This is a genomic window from Kitasatospora sp. NPDC004289, from assembly GCF_053602875.1.
Map to the genome: position 1 here is coordinate 17,111 of NZ_JBSGEL010000061.1, position 14,364 is coordinate 31,474.

The 14,364-nt window shown below is 72.6% G+C and carries 10 protein-coding genes; 6 read left to right on the plus strand and 4 right to left on the minus strand.

Annotation, left to right across the window (positions count from 1 at the left end; all coding sequences use genetic code 11):
• Positions 1-18: 18 nt before the first annotated feature.
• The 4 genes from ACWEPF_RS30850 (at position 19) to ACWEPF_RS30865 (ending at position 4,066) form a co-directional block, all read left to right on the plus strand.
• Complete coding sequence (locus ACWEPF_RS30850; RefSeq protein ID WP_452175153.1) at positions 19-1,380, plus strand: sugar porter family MFS transporter; 1,362 nt, start codon at positions 19-21, stop codon at positions 1,378-1,380.
• Positions 1,381-1,911: a dienelactone hydrolase family protein gene (locus ACWEPF_RS30855; protein WP_452175154.1), complete on the plus strand. Its 531-nt coding sequence runs from the start codon at positions 1,381-1,383 to the stop codon at positions 1,909-1,911.
• A 297-nt stretch (positions 1,912-2,208) separates the two neighbouring features.
• Positions 2,209-3,480, plus strand: a complete 1,272-nt coding sequence (locus ACWEPF_RS30860) for an MFS transporter (RefSeq protein ID WP_452175155.1) — start codon at positions 2,209-2,211, stop codon at positions 3,478-3,480.
• Between the two features lie 67 nt (positions 3,481-3,547).
• Complete coding sequence (locus tag ACWEPF_RS30865; RefSeq protein ID WP_452175156.1) at positions 3,548-4,066, plus strand: HAD domain-containing protein; 519 nt, start codon at positions 3,548-3,550, stop codon at positions 4,064-4,066.
• Between the two features lie 7 nt (positions 4,067-4,073).
• Here ACWEPF_RS30865 and ACWEPF_RS30870 read toward each other — a convergent pair whose 3' ends face one another.
• The 3 genes from ACWEPF_RS30870 to ACWEPF_RS30880 all read right to left on the minus strand — a co-directional run bounded on the left by ACWEPF_RS30870 (position 4,074) and on the right by ACWEPF_RS30880 (position 9,710).
• Complete coding sequence (locus ACWEPF_RS30870) at positions 4,074-4,865, minus strand: CPBP family intramembrane glutamic endopeptidase (RefSeq protein WP_345280588.1); 792 nt, start codon at positions 4,863-4,865, stop codon at positions 4,074-4,076.
• 84 nt (positions 4,866-4,949) lie between these two features.
• Positions 4,950-8,066 (minus strand): phosphocholine-specific phospholipase C, encoded by a 3,117-nt coding sequence (locus tag ACWEPF_RS30875; protein ID WP_452175157.1) that lies wholly within the window; start codon positions 8,064-8,066, stop codon positions 4,950-4,952.
• A 144-nt stretch (positions 8,067-8,210) separates the two neighbouring features.
• Positions 8,211-9,710, minus strand: coding sequence for a glutamate--cysteine ligase (locus ACWEPF_RS30880; RefSeq protein WP_452175158.1), 1,500 nt, complete (start codon positions 9,708-9,710; stop codon positions 8,211-8,213).
• Positions 9,711-10,051: 341 nt separating this feature from the next.
• Here ACWEPF_RS30880 and ACWEPF_RS30885 point away from each other — a divergent pair, with 341 nt between their 5' ends.
• A complete protein-coding gene (locus tag ACWEPF_RS30885) occupies positions 10,052-10,618 on the plus strand; it encodes a hypothetical protein (protein ID WP_345280582.1) in 567 nt (188 codons plus the stop codon).
• Between the two features lie 237 nt (positions 10,619-10,855).
• Positions 10,856-11,044, plus strand: a complete 189-nt coding sequence (locus ACWEPF_RS30890; RefSeq protein WP_396291186.1) for a DUF5999 family protein — start codon at positions 10,856-10,858, stop codon at positions 11,042-11,044.
• A 269-nt stretch (positions 11,045-11,313) separates the two neighbouring features.
• On the opposite strand, the gene gcvP is transcribed toward ACWEPF_RS30890, so the two are convergent.
• Positions 11,314-14,184: an aminomethyl-transferring glycine dehydrogenase gene (gcvP, locus tag ACWEPF_RS30895; RefSeq protein WP_452175159.1), complete on the minus strand. Its 2,871-nt coding sequence runs from the start codon at positions 14,182-14,184 to the stop codon at positions 11,314-11,316.
• Between the last annotated feature and the right edge of the window lie 180 nt (positions 14,185-14,364).

The window sequence follows — 14,364 nt, forward strand, 5'->3', positions numbered from 1 at the left end:
GACGCCCACCTCGGCCACGTGGTCTTCATCTCGGCGGCCGCCGCGATGGGCGGCTTCCTCTTCGGCTACGACAGCGCCGTCATCAACGGCGCGGTGACGGGCATCCAGAAGCACTTCGAGGTCGGCAACGGCGAGACCGCCTTCGTGGTCGCCATCGCCCTGCTCGGCTCGGCGGCGGGCGCCGTCATCGCCGGCCGGCTCGCCGACCACCTGGGCCGCATCCGCACCATGCTGCTGGCCGCGGTGCTCTTCGCGATCAGCGGCGTCGGCTCGATGTTCCCGCCCAACATCGAGATGCTCGGCTTCTGGCGGGTGATCGGCGGCATCGCCATCGGCATCGCCTCGGTCATCGCCCCCACCTACATCGCCGAGGTCGCCCCCACCGCCTACCGGGGCCGCCTCGCCTCCTTCCAGCAGCTGGCCATCGTGCTCGGCATCACCGTCTCCCAGCTCGCCAACTGGGCGCTCAACGAGGCCGCCGGCGGCGAGTCCACCGGCCACCTCGGCGGCGTCCAGGCCTGGCAGTGGATGCTCGGCGTGGAGGCGATCCCGGCCATCGTCTACGGCCTGATGGCCCTCGCCATCCCGGAGTCCCCGCGCTTCCTGATCGCCGACCGCCGGGAGGACCAGGCCCGCAAGGTGCTGCTCGAGGTCGAGGGCCCGGACGTCGACCTGGACGCCCGGATCGCCGAGATCCGCTCCGTCCTCGACACCTCGCACAAGCCGCGCCTGAAGGACCTCCTCGGCGGCCGCTTCGGCCTGCTGCCGATCGTCTGGATCGGCATCGGCGCCTCGGTCTTCCAGCAGTTCGTCGGCATCAACGTGATCTTCTACTACTCCTCCTTCCTCTGGCAGTCGGTGGGCATCGACGAGTCCAACTCCCTGCTGATCTCGCTCTCCACCTCGATCGTCAACGTGGTCGGCACCGTCATCGCCATCGCCCTGGTCGACCGGATCGGCCGCAAGCCGCTCGCCCTGGCCGGCTCCGTCGGCATGGCCGCCGCCCTCGCCACCGCCGCCTGGGCCTTCTCCTACCGGCACGGCACCGGCGACACCGCCACCCTCGACGACACCCACGCCACCGTGGCCCTGGTCGCCGCCCACGTCTTCGTGCTCTGCTTCGCCTTCTCCTGGGGCGTGGTGGTCTGGGTGCTGCTCGGCGAGATGTTCCCCAACCGGATCCGGGCCCTGGCCCTCTCGGTGGCCGCCTCCGCCCAGTGGATCGCCAACTGGGCGATCACCGTCACCTTCCCGAACCTCTCGGACTGGAACCTCTCCGCCACGTACGTCATCTACGCGGCCTTCGCCCTGCTCTCGATCCCCTTCGTGGCGTTCTGCATCAAGGAGACCAAGGGCAAGGCACTGGAGGAGATGGGCTGAGTGGACGTCACCCTGCCCGCCGCCGGGCTCGGCCCCGGAGTGCTGCTGCTCCCCGAGCCCGGCGCCGACCCCACCGAGCTGGTCGACCGCCTCCTCGCCGAGGGCTTCGCCGTCCTCACCGGCCCGGCCGACCCCGACGCGCTCCGGACCCTCTCCGACGACCGCCTGGTCGGCGACGCCGTCGGCATCGTCGGCCTCGGCCCCGGCGGGGGCCACGCCCTCGAACTGGCCACCGCCCTCGGCGACCGCGTCGCCGCCGTGGTCCCCTGCTACGGCCTCCCCGCCGACCCCGACTTCTCCTACCTCGGCCTCACCGCCCACGTCCTCGGCCACTTCGCCGAGTCCGACCCCACCGTCCCGCCCGCCGCCGTCGACGAAGCCGCCATCCGCCTCGGCGAAGCCACCGACGTCCGCCCCGAGCTGCACTTCTACCCCACCACCCACGGCTTCATGACGGACCACCAGGACGACCTCCAAGCCACCGTCGCCTGGCAACGCACCCTCACCTTCCTCTGGGCCCACCTCGGCTGAGGGCTGCGCCTCGGGGCCGAAGGCCCCAGGGGGCGCGAGGCTCTGCTGATATGCGGCTCCGCCGCGCGGGCGCGAATCGGAAGGCGGCCCACCGCAGGATCGGGGCACGTCAGCCAGTTGCACGTGTTGCCGTTCCCCAGCGCGCAGTTCCCCGCGCCCCCGGCCTCACCACTCGCCCGGGCCTCCCTCCGGACTCGCGCCCACGCGGCGGAGCCGCATATCAGCAGAGCCTCGCGCCCCCGGCGGCGTAGCCGATAACCAGGTGACACCCCGCTGGGCAGCAGCCATAGTCTCCCGGTGAAGACCCGTCGTTTCTCCTGGGCGAGCCGCAACTACCGCGTCCAGACCGCCGCCACCGTGATCGCCGGCCTCGGCAACGCCGGAGCCCCGATCGCCACCGCCTTCGCCGTCCTCGACCTCGGCGGCGGAGCCACGGCCGTCGGCCTGGTGACGGGCGCCCACCTCGCCTCGATGGTGGTCTTCCTGCTGATCGGCGGAGCCCTCGCCGACCGCCTCCCCCGCCACCACGTGATGGTCGGCGCCAACCTCTTCAACGCCGCCTCCCAGGCCCTGCTCGCCGTGCTCGTCCTCACCGGCACCGCCCAGCTCTGGCAGCTGATCGCCCTCTCCGCCGCCGGCGGCGCGGGCCAGGCCTTCTACGCCCCCGCCTCCGAGGGCATGATCATGGAGTCGGTGGCCGAGGAGCACGCCTCCCGCGCCTTCGCCGTCTTCCGGATGGCCCTGAACGGCAGTCAGATCGCCGGCGCGGCCCTGGGCGGCGTCCTGGTCACCGCGATCGGCCCCGGCTGGGTGCTGGCCGTGGACGCGGCCGGCTTCACCCTCGCCGCCGCCCTGCGCCTGCTCCTGGACCTCGACGCCCCGACCACCCCGGCGGAGCAGGGCGGCATGGTGCAGGCCCTGCGCGAGGGCTGGCGCGAGTTCGCCTCCCGGCGCTGGCTCTGGGTGGTGGTGCTGCAGTTCTCCCTGGTCGGTGCCTGCCTCGGCGCGGTCGAGTCCGTCTACGGGCCCGTCATCGCCAAGGAGCGCCTCGGCGGGGCGGACGCCTGGGGCCTGGCGCTCGCCGCCTTCTCGGCCGGGCTGTTCCTCTCCGGCTTCCTGATGGTCCGTTGGCAGCCCGCCCGCATCCTGCTCGCCGGCAACCACGGCGTCTTCCTGTTCGCGGCCCCCGCCTACGCCCTGGTGCTGGAGGCGCCGCTGTGGCTGCTCTGCGCCGCGATGTTCACCAGCGGCCTCGGCGTCACCGTCTTCGGCGTCAACTGGATGATCGCGCTCCAGCAGGAGATCCCCTCCGAGCTGTTCTCCCGGGTCTCCGCCTACGACTACTTCGGCTCGATCGCCCTGGCCCCGGTCGGCACCGCGCTGGCCGGCCCGGCCGCCTCCCTGCTCGGCATGCGCAACGCCCTCTGGCTCTGCGCCCTCGCGATGACCGTCCTCGCCGTGGCCGTGCTCGCCGAGTCCCAGGTCCGCACCCTGCGCCGCAAGGCCGTCACCCCCGTTGCCTCCCCCACCCCCACCGAACCGGAACGACCGGCCGTCACTTCCGCCTGACGGAGCGCAACCGTCCCCGGGCCTCGTTCGTCCGACCATGTGACAGGAGTCACCTGGGGGAGCCGACTTGCCGAAGCCACTGCTGTTCCTGGACGTCGACGGCGTCCTCAACCCCGTCTGCCCGCACCCGGACGCGGACTTCGACACCCACACGCTGTTCGGCTACGCCGTGCTGCTCTCGGCCCGCCACGGCGACTGGCTGCGCGAGCTCGCGGGCACCTACGAGCTCTGCTGGGCCACCACCTGGGAGGACCACGCCAACGAGCACATCGCCCCGGTGCTCGGCCTCCCCCAGCTCCCGGTGGTGCACTTCTCCGGGTACGTGGCGCAGCCCGACGACCCCAAGGTGCCGGTGCTCGACCTGATAGCGGCCCACAAGTGGGCCCCGCTGCTGCGCTACGCCGCCGGCCGCCCGTTCGCCTGGGTCGACGACGTGATCCCCGGCTCGCTGACCCGCCGGTCCGTCCTGCGGCGGGACAGGCTGCTGCTGCGGATCGACCCGGGCCAGGGCCTGGAGCGCCACCACGTGGACCGCCTGCTGCGCCGCCCGCCGGTCGCCCAGCGGCTCGGGCTGTCCTGTGCCTGACGGGGCGTCAGCCGGTCGGCAGCCAGCTCACGTGCCCGGCCAGCAGCGCGTACCCGACGAAGGCCACCGTGTCGATCAGCGCGTGCGCGACCACCAGCGGCATCACCCGGCCCCACCGCCGGTACAGCAGGCAGAAGACCACGCCCATCACGATGTTGCCGACCAGCCCGCCGACGCCCTGGTACAGGTGGTACGAGCCGCGCAGCAGCGAGCTGGTGACCACGATCGCCGGCCAGCTCCACCCCAGCTGCCCCAGCCGGCGCAGCAGGAAGCCCAGCACGATCACCTCCTCGGCGATCGAGTTCTCCCAGGCGGAGGCGATCAGCACCGGCACCCGCCACCACACCTCGGGCAGCCCGGACGGGGCCACCGTGAGGTTGAACCCGGCGGCCTGGGAGGCCAGGTAGAGCAGCAGCCCGGAGCCGCCGATCGCGGCGGCCACCGCCGTGCCGCGGCCGAAGTCCCGCAGCTTCTCCCGCAGGTCGAAGCCGAGCACCCGCAGCGAGACGCCCTCGCGCACCAGCAGGTAGCCGACCAGCACCACCGGCATCAGGCCGCGCCCGATGTAGTAGAGCTGCCAGGCCAGGTCCAGCCAGGGGCGGCCGGGGGCGCGCGAGCCGTTCAGGGTGGCGACCTGCTTGCCCAGCTCGGCCGGCTCGGTGAGGGAGCCCACGAAGCTGATCAGGGCACCGAGCCCGCTCATCCCGAAGGAGAGCCCGAGCACCACCAGCAGCTCGATCCCGAGCAGGCGCCGGGAGGTCCCGGCGGCCTCGGGCGGGGTGGACACCGCAGTCACCATGACTCCCACGAGGAACGACCGACCCGGCCGGGCGGCCGGGTCGATCATCCTCGCACACGCTCCTGAGAGCGGGTCAGCCCTCGATCAGCCCTTGATCGGCGCCCGGTCCAGGCGGACGTGGTCCACCGCCCAGAACCAGTTGTTGCCCGCGTCGTACATCCGGAACTTCAGGGTCACCGAGGCCGCGCCCGCCGGGACGGCGAACTGCCGGGCCACGAAGCTGTTCTGGACGTCCTTGCCCGCGTTGTCGTTCCCGGTCGCGTCCGAGCTGTAGTGCACCAGGCGGACCTCCTGCCCGGTGTCGAAGACCGCCGTCACGGCGGCCTTCTGCGGGGCCTCCTGCCGGTAGTGCGAGTCGAAGCCCAGGTACAGCGTGCCGACGCCCGCCGGGATCGCCACCGCCGGGGAGACCAGGGTGGAGTCGAACTTCCCCTTGCCGGACGGCGCGCCGGTGTCGTCCCAGTCGTCCGGGTCGGCGACGGCCAGCACGCCGAGGCCCCGGGTGAAGTTGCCCCGGTCCTGCCCGGCCGGGTTGGACCAGGCCCGCTTGGTGTGGAAGGTCCAGCCCTGCAGCCGGGCGGTGCCCTGCGGCATGCCGGGGGCGTTCACCACCGACCAGCCCCGGGGCGCCTGCGCCGTCCAGCCGGAGACGGCGCCGACCGGGGCGAGCAGCGGGGCCAGCTCCTCGAAGTCCTGGTCCAGCAGGTGACCGGTCATCACCGGGGCGGTGCGGGCGGCCAGTTCGCCGTCGGCCAGCACGAAGCGCTGGCCCGAGCGGGCCCGGGCGGTGACCAGCAGGCGGTGCGCGGCGCCGTCCGGCAGCACGGCCGGCGGCAGCACCTCCCACTCGGCGGTGGCGGTGGCGCCCTCGGCCAGCGCGGCCGGGGCGGCGGTGACCTCGCGGACGGTCCAGCCCGGCGGGACCACCGGCTTCGCCTCCAGCCCGGACAGCGTCGAGGCGGCGGTGAAGGTGGCCTTCACCCGGGCCGGCCGGCCCGGCAGCACGATCGCCTCGTCGATGGTGGCCGAGGCGGCGCCGAGCGCCACGTCCAGGGTGAGCGCGTCCGCCAGGCCCATCGCCGGGTCGGTCACGCCCTGCTCCTGCCCGGGCATCCGCCCGGCGTAGCGCCGACGGAACGTCAGGTCGCCCTGCACGCCCACCGCCACGTCGTACCAGCCCTCGCGGCCGACCTTGACCCGCACCGGCCTGGTGTCCTGCCCGGTGATCCGGACCTCCTGCACGCCGCCGCCGTACGCGAGGTCGCCGATCAGGAAGGTCTGCGGGCTCTTCGAGCGGTTGATCAGGTGGAACTCCAGCACCCGCTCGGCGCCGGACTCCGGGAAGAGCTCGACCTCGTACTGCGCGGCCGCGTCGCCGCGCAGGTGCCAGAGCGCGCCGTTCGGCCCGTGCACCCGCAGGTCGTAGCCCTCGGGGCCGACCGGCCAGCTGTCGGAGAGCTTCTCCTTGGCGCCCACCGTGTAGTGGCGGGGCGCCAGGCCGGGCGCGGGGTAGGCGGCGAGCACCGCGCCCTGCTTGCCGTGGTTGGCCAGGTCCAGGGTGAGCAGGCCGTCCCTCACCCTCGGCTTCAGCTTGAGGTTGTACGGGGTCGGCCGGGCGGTGCGGGTGCCGGCCTGCTGACGGGGCGTCCGCTGCGGGCTGGGCACGGTCGGGGCCGGCAGCTTGCCGGTGTCGGTGACCTTCTGCCGGTTGCCGGCCGTGTCGGGCAGCTGCGGCCAGACCGGGTCCTCGCCGGAGAAGTCGAAGACGGAGGTGAGGTCACCGGTGACGGCCCGGCGCCAGGGGCTGATGTTGGGCTCGGCCACGCCGAAGCGCCGCTCCAGGAAGCGCAGCACCGAGGTGTGGTCGTAGACGGTGGAGTCCACCACCCCGCCGCGGGTCCAGGGCGAGACCACCACCATCGGCACCCGCACGCCCAGGCCCATCGGGTAGGGGCCGGACTCCAGCTTCTCCCCGGTCGGCAGCGCGTCGGCCCAGGTCAGCGAGCCGTCGGCGGCCTTCACCCGGTACCGGCCGTCCTGGCCGACCACCCGGTGGTAGGTCGAGCCGCCCTTGGAGACCCGCACCACCACCTCGCCGTCCACCGGCACCGTCGAGGCACCGCGTCCGGCGGCCAGCGGCGGCACCGGGGGCAGCAGGTGGTCGAAGAAGCCGCCGTGCTCGTCGTAGTTGAGGATGAAGACGGTCTTGGCCCAGACCTCGGGCTTGGCCGCCAGCGCCGAGAGCAGCCGGGCCGTCAGGTGCTCGCCGTTCGGCGGCGCGTAGTTGGCGTGCTCGGAGAGCGCGGCGGGCGCGACCAGCCAGGAGACCTGCGGCAGCCGGTCGGCCTGGACGTCGGCGGCGAAGGCCTCCACCAGCGCGTCGCCCATCGCGAACGGGTCGCCCTTCTTGGCCGGATCACCGACCATCTTCATCCCGCGCTCGTACAGCGGCTCGCCCGGCTTGGCCTTCACGAACGGGGCGAACCAGGCCAGCGCGTTGTCGTCGTAGTTGTCCAGCGCCTGGTACGTCCGCCAGCTGACGCCGGCCGCCTCCAGCCGCTCGGCGTAGGTGGTCCACTCGTAGCCGCCGGGGATCTCGGTGTTGTCCGTCACCGGCACGTCCCGCACGGTGCCGCCGCTGGTGCCGGTCATGAAGTGGTCGCGGTTGGTGTTGGTGTTGCACTGCACCGAGGCGAAGTAGTGGTCGCAGGTGGTGAAGACCGAGGCGATCGCCGAGTAGAACGGCATGTCGGCGGGCTCGTAGTAGCCCTGGCCGAGCCAGCCGGAGGAGCGGCGGGAGACGGCGCCGTCGGCCAGGCCGTCGTTCCACGCCTTCATCGAGTCCACGAAGCCGAAGGCCGGGGCGCCCTGCTGGTACGCGTTGGTGTGCGCGGCGTTCATCGCGAACGGCAGCAGGTACCCCTCCTTCCGGGAGGCGTCCGGCTGGTGCAGCACCGAGCGGCCGTTGACCCCGCGCACCGCCGCCCGGTCCCCGAAGCCGCGCACCCCGGACAGGGTGCCGAAGTAGTGGTCGAACGCCCGGTTCTCCTGCATCAGCACCACCACGTGCTGGATGTCCGCCAGCTTCCCCGGCTTGGCCGGGGCGGCCAGCGCCTCCCGGACGCTGAGCGGCAGGGCGGACAGGACGGCGGCCGCGGCCGCGCCGCCGAGCAGGGTGCGGCGCGAGACTTCGGGACTCATCAGGGGGTGCTCCTCGTTCGGCTCCCGGCCGCGTTCCGGCCCGGACCCGCCCATGTCTAAGCGCCCGAGGTGTACAGACAACAATGATCACGTGACGGGCCGGAGGCGAGATTGTCTAGACAACCTGACGGTCCGCCACCCCGCTCAGCCGACCGGCCAGGTGTGGACGGGCTCGCCGGTGCGGGAGTGCTCCATGTAACGGCGCGTCATGGCCGCGATGGCCGAACCCCGGTCCATCCCGTAGTGGTCGCGCAGCCGGTGCACGGTGGCCGCCTGCCAGGCCGCGCCGTTGGTCCTGCGCAGACAGCGCTGCTCGATGATGCCGAGGTAGCGGTCCCGGTCCCCCGGCTCCACGCCCCAGTCGTCCAGCCCCTGACGGGCCATCGGGAGCAGCTCGTTCAGGACCAGCTCGGTGGCGGCCACCGGCACGGTGCCCCGGGCTCCGCGCCCGGACTTCGGCCAGTGCAGCACCGCGTCGATGCCGTACCGGGCGGCGGTGTGGAAGTTCTCGTCGGCCTGCTCGAAGGCGAGCCTGGACCAGATCGGCCTGGGCTGCTCGGCCAGCACCCGGACCAGCCCGTAGTAGAAGGCGGCGTTGGCCAGGGTGTCCACCACCGTCGGCCCGGCCGGCAGGCAGCGGTTCTCCACCCGCAGGTGCGGCACGCCGTCGGCGACGTCGTAGACCGGCCGGTTCCAGCGGTAGATGGTGCCGTTGTGGAGCCGCATCTCGGCCAGCCGGGGGATGCCGCCGGAGGCCAGCACCTTGACCGGGTCCTCGTCGTCGCAGATCGGCAGCAGGGCCGGGAAGTACTTCTGGTTCTCCTCGAAGAGCTCCAGCGCGGAGTTCACCCAGCGCTCCCCGAACCAGGTGATGGGGCGCACGCCCTGGGCCTTGAGCTCCGCCGAACGGGTGTCGCAGGCCTGTTGGAAGAGCACCGGCCTGGTCTCCCGCCAGAGCTCCCGGCCGAACAGGAAGGGCGAGTTGGCCCCGAGTGCCAACTGCACCGAGGAGATCGCCTGGGCCGCGTTCCACACCGGGGCGAAGCGCTCCGGGGTCACCTGGAGGTGCAGCTGCAGCGAGGTGGCGGCGGCCTCGGCCACCATCGAGACCGACTCCACGCTGAGCCGCTCCACCCCCTCGATGTCCAGCGCGATGTCCTCGCCCCGGGCGGCCAGTATCTGGTCGCTGAGCAGGGTGTACCGGTCGTTGTGGGACATCGCGTCCAGCCCGGTGTGGTCCAGGTCGAGGGTCGGCAGGATCCCGACCATGACGATCCGGGCGCCCACCTCCTCGGCCTTGCGGTCCGCGTACCGCAGCCCGGTGTCGATCTCCTCGCGCAGCTCGTCCAGCACGTGGCCGGTGAGTCGGCGGGGCGCGATGTTCACCTCGATGTTGAACTGGCCCAGCTCGGTCTGGAAGTCGCCCGAGGCGATCGAGGAGAGCACCTGCTCGTTCCGCATCACCGGACGCCCCAGGTCATCGGCCAGGTTGAGCTCGATCTCCAGCCCCACCATGGCCCGCGGACGGTCGAAGCGGCCCTCGCGCAGCATCCGCTCCAAGGCGTCCAGACAGGACTGGAGCTTGCGCCGGTACAACTGCCGGTCGGACAGTTCCGCACGCGTCGCGACGACCTTCTCGCCCATGGGTGCCCCTCCACCTAGCCGAACGGTCCCTGCATCATGCCCACCCCGAAGATCCCTAGCCTCCTGCCCTAACGCGGTTGTCGAACAAGGTTCCTGACGACACGTCAGAAGAATCCCGACTTGCCGCCAGGCACCGAATGTGATAAGAAAGTCACCCTGTGCATCCGTTCGAGCAGGATTCGCACAGCTCCCGCCCGGCACCCGCCGCCCCCGAAGGACCTTCGAGCGGCAGGCCCGCGCCCGCAAGCGACCATGCCCAACCGGACACGGCCCGGGTCCACGACCCACCAGCCGGTATGCCGCACTCGCACGCCGTTTCCAGCACGGAGAGGCGACCCACCATGACCCTGCAGACCCCCCAGCCACCGCCGAGCGCCCTGCGCGCCGTCCTCGGCGCGCTCGACTGTGAGTCGGCGCTCGGCCCCCTCGTCCCGCTCGCAGGCGGCGAGGGGGACGAGCGGCTGCACCCGACCCACCCGCTCGCGGTGCACGTCCTCGACGAGCCCGGCGCCCCCCTGGCCGGCGCCCGCCGGACGGGCTGGCGGTTCCTGGTCGAAGCCGGCGTCGGCGGCCCCGTGGCCGCCGCCGAAGTCACCGAGACGGCCGAACAGCACCACGCCTTCTCGCACTTCACCGCCGGCCCCTACCTGGACTCCACCCTGCGCGCCCTGCGCCAGGCCCACCAGATCGCCATCTCCGCCCGCACCCGGCACCACCCCCGACTGCTCTCCATCCCCGGCCACTACGCCACCGCCCTCTGGCTCCACCACCCCGACCCGGGCCCCTCGGTGGACCTCCTCATCCCCCTCGCCCCGGCCCCGCTCGGCGTCACCGCCCACCGCGTCTACCCCGCCGGCGAGCTGCTCGCCCTGCTCGCCCGCCCGCTCGCACCCGCCGGGCGTTCCTGACACCCCTTCACCCGAAAGGGCCACTGCCGCGCGACCTTCCGGTCGGGCGGCAGTGGCCCCTTTTCCATCTGAACGGGTGATCCCTGGGCACCGCTTGTGGCGCATGTCACGAAATCGCTGCGGGAAGGCCTCGGGATGACGACACTGGGAACCGACGCGGGGGGCCGTCAGTCCTACCCGTCGGAGCGCCGGTTCACACCTGGGCCGGTCAGGGGAATCTGAAGCGAGGGTACGACGATGTGCCAGCACCAGCCTGAGTGTCCGTCCGCACTGTCCACCGACCGCGAGGCCGCCGTCCCGATGGCCTTCCACCCCGACCAGGGCTGGAGCCTCCTGTGCAACGGCGTCCTCCTCTTCGAGGACACCGGCGAACTCCTCCCCGACGGCCGCATCATCGCCCCCCGCCGCCCCCTGGTCTCCGCCTGACGGCCCGCCAGGGCAGACGCCAAGGGGCGCGAGACCCCTCTCGATCTGCGGCTCCGCCGCGCGGGCGCGCAAGTCCTCTCCACCAACCGGCGGCAGGGCAAGCGAACAGGGGCGCGGGGAACTGCGCGCTTCGGGAGGCGGCCCACCTGCAACTGACCCACCATCAGCCAGTTGCAGGTGCTGCCGTTCCACCCTCGCGCAGTTCCCCGCGCCCCTAGGTCCGCGTGTGGCTCGCGCCCCGGGCTCGCCGCCGCCGAGGCGGCGCTGCCTCAGCTGCCGTACTCGTCCAGCGGCGGGCAGGAGCAGACCAGGTTCCGGTCCCCGTAAGCACCGTCGATCCGGCTCACCGGCGGCCAGTACTTGTCCGCCGGGTTGACGCCCGCCGGGAAGACCGCCTCCTGGCGGGTGTACGCGTGCTCCCAGTCACCGGCCAGCGCCGCCGCGGTGTGCGGAGCGTTCCGCAGCGGGTTGTCCTCCGCCTGCCACTCGCCCGAGCCGACCTTCTCGATCTCGCCGCGGATCGCGATCATCGCCTCGCAGAAGCGGTCGATCTCGTGCAGGTCCTCCGACTCGGTCGGCTCGATCATCAGCGTCCCCGCGACCGGGAACGACATGGTCGGCGCGTGGAAGCCGTAGTCGATCAGGCGCTTGGCGATGTCGTCCACCGTCACGCCCGTCTCCTTGCTGAGCGGACGCAGGTCGATGATGCACTCGTGCGCGACCAGCCCGCCCGGACCGGTGTAGAGCACCGGGAAGTGCGGGGCGAGCCGCTTGGCGATGTAGTTGGCGTTCAGCACCGCGACCTGGGTGGCGCGCTTGAGGCCCTCGCCGCCCATCAGCCGGACGTACGACCAGGAGATCGGCAGGATCGCGGCCGAGCCCCACGGGGCGGCCGAGATCGGGCCGACGCCGGTGGCCGGGCCGGCCTCCGCCTGGAGCGGGTGGTTCGGCAGGTACGGGGCCAGGTGCGAGCGGACCGCGACCGGGCCGACGCCCGGGCCGCCGCCGCCGTGCGGGATGCAGAAGGTCTTGTGCAGGTTCAGGTGCGAGACGTCCGCGCCGAACTTGCCCGGCTTGGCCAGGCCGACCAGCGCGTTGAGGTTGGCGCCGTCGACGTACACCTGGCCGCCGGCCTCGTGCACGGCCGCGCAGATCTCGGTGATCTCGGTCTCGTACACGCCGTGGGTCGACGGGTAGGTGACCATCAGCACCGAGAGCTGGTCGCGGTGCTGCTCGATCTTCGCCTTCAGGTCGGCGACGTCCACGTCACCGTCCGGCAGGGTCTTGACCACGACGACCCGCATCCCGGCCATCACCGCGGAGGCCGCGTTGGTGCCGTGCGCCGACGAGGGGATCAGACACACGTCGCGCTCGACGTCGCCGTTCGCGCGGTGGTACGCGCGGACCGCCAGCAGACCCGCCAGCTCGCCCTGCGAACCGGCGTTCGGCTGGATCGACACGGCGTCGTAGCCGGTGACCTCCACCAGCTGCTGCTCCAGGCCGCGGATCAGCGTCAGGAAGCCCTCGGCCTGGTCGACCGGCGCGAAGGGGTGCAGCTGGCCGAACTCGGGCCAGGTGACCGGCTCCATCTCGGTGGTGGCGTTGAGCTTCATGGTGCAGGAGCCCAGCGGGATCATGCCGCGGTCCAGCGCGTAGTCCCGGTCCGAGAGGCGGCGCAGGTAGCGCAGCATCGCGGTCTCCGAGCGGTGGCTGTGGAAGACCGGGTGGGTGAGGTACTCGTCGTCGCGCAGCAGCGCGGCGGGCAGCGCGTCGGCGGTCTCGGTGACCTCGGCGGTGACGCCGAAGGCGGCCCAGACGCCGGCCAGGTGCTCGCGGGTGGTGGTCTCGTCGCAGGAGATCGAGAGGGTGTCCTCGTCCGCCTGGTAGAGGTTGATGCCGTTGGCCCGCGCGGCGGCGGCGATCTCGGCGGCCTTGCCCGGGACCTTCGCCGTGACGGTGTCGAAGAACTGACCGCTGGTCAGCTCCACGCCGCCCGCCCGCAGGCCCTCGGCCAGCGCGGCCGCGAAGCGGTGGGTGCGGCGGGCGATCTCGGCCAGGCCGTCCGGGCCGTGGTAGACCGCGTACATGGAGGCCATGACGGCCAGCAGCACCTGGGCGGTGCAGATGTTGGAGGTGGCCTTCTCGCGGCGGATGTGCTGCTCGCGGGTCTGCAGGGCCAGGCGGTAGGCCCGGTTGCCGTCGGCGTCCACCGAGACGCCGACCAGGCGGCCGGGCAGGTTGCGGGCGTACGCGGCCTTGACGGCCAGGTAGCCGGCGTGCGGGCCGCCGAAGCCCATCGGCACGCCGAGGCGCTGCGAGGTGCCGCAGGCGATGTCGGCGCCGAGCGAGCCCGGGGACTTCAGCAGGGTGAGGGCCAGCAGGTCGGCGGCAACCGCGACGACCGCGCCGAGGCCGTGGGCCTGCTCGATCACCGGGGCGAGGTCGCGGACCTCGCCGGAGGCACCGGGGTACTGGAGCAGCACGCCGAAGACGCCGCGCTCGGCGATCTCGGCCGGGATGCCGGCGGACAGGTCGGCGACGACCACCTCGACACCGGTCGGCTCGGCGCGGGTCTCGATGACCGCGATGGTCTGCGGCAGGGTGTCGGCGTCGACCAGGAAGACGCCGCCCTTGACCTTGGTGACGCGACGGGCCAGCGACATCGCCTCGGCGGCCGCGGTGCCCTCGTCGAGCAGCGAGGAGCCGGAGGTGTCCAGGCCGGTCAGGTCGGCGACCACGGTCTGGAAGTTGATCAGGGCCTCCAGGCGGCCCTGCGAGATCTCCGGCTGGTACGGGGTGTAGGCGGTGTACCAGGCCGGGTTCTCCAGCACGTTGCGCAGGATCACCGGCGGGGTGAAGGTGCCGTAGTAACCGAGGCCGATCATCGACTGCAGGACGGTGTTGCGCCCGGCCAGCTCGCGCAGCTCGGCGAGCACCTGGGCCTCGCTGCGGCCGGCGGGCAGGCCGAGGGCGGTGAGGCTCTTGATGGCGTCCGGCACGGCGGCGTCGGACAGCTCGTCCAGCGAGCCGTAGCCGACGTGCGCCAGCATCTTCTCCTGGGCGGCGGCGTCGGGGCCGATGTGACGGTTCTCGAACGGGCTCGCGAGTTCGAGCTCGGTGAGGGTCGGCTTGGCGTTCATGGGGGTCGAGGCCTCCTGGTCACGGACCGGCGGGGGTACGCACGCCGTCGGCCAACGCCGCCGTGGGACAGCGGGGGCCTCGAAACGCACGAACCCGTCAGGCCTCCCCCTCTGTCATCGGTACCTGAGAGCTTCGCCCGCACGTGGCGGCCCGCGGCCGCCCGTCGGCTTGCACCGTCG

Excerpts from the sequence above, each read along its gene's own strand:
- ACWEPF_RS30880 (WP_452175158.1), bottom strand. The coding sequence starts at position 9,710 with ATGGGCGAGAAGGTCGTCGCGACGCGTGCGGAACTGTCCGACCGGCAG.
- ACWEPF_RS30890 (WP_396291186.1), top strand. The coding sequence starts at position 10,856 with ATGTGCCAGCACCAGCCTGAGTGTCCGTCCGCACTGTCCACCGACCGC.
- gcvP (WP_452175159.1), bottom strand. The coding sequence starts at position 14,184 with ATGAACGCCAAGCCGACCCTCACCGAGCTCGAACTCGCGAGCCCGTTC.
- ACWEPF_RS30875 (WP_452175157.1), bottom strand. The coding sequence starts at position 8,066 with ATGAGTCCCGAAGTCTCGCGCCGCACCCTGCTCGGCGGCGCGGCCGCG.
- ACWEPF_RS30870 (WP_345280588.1), bottom strand. The coding sequence starts at position 4,865 with ATGGTGACTGCGGTGTCCACCCCGCCCGAGGCCGCCGGGACCTCCCGG.
- ACWEPF_RS30885 (WP_345280582.1), top strand. The coding sequence starts at position 10,052 with ATGACCCTGCAGACCCCCCAGCCACCGCCGAGCGCCCTGCGCGCCGTC.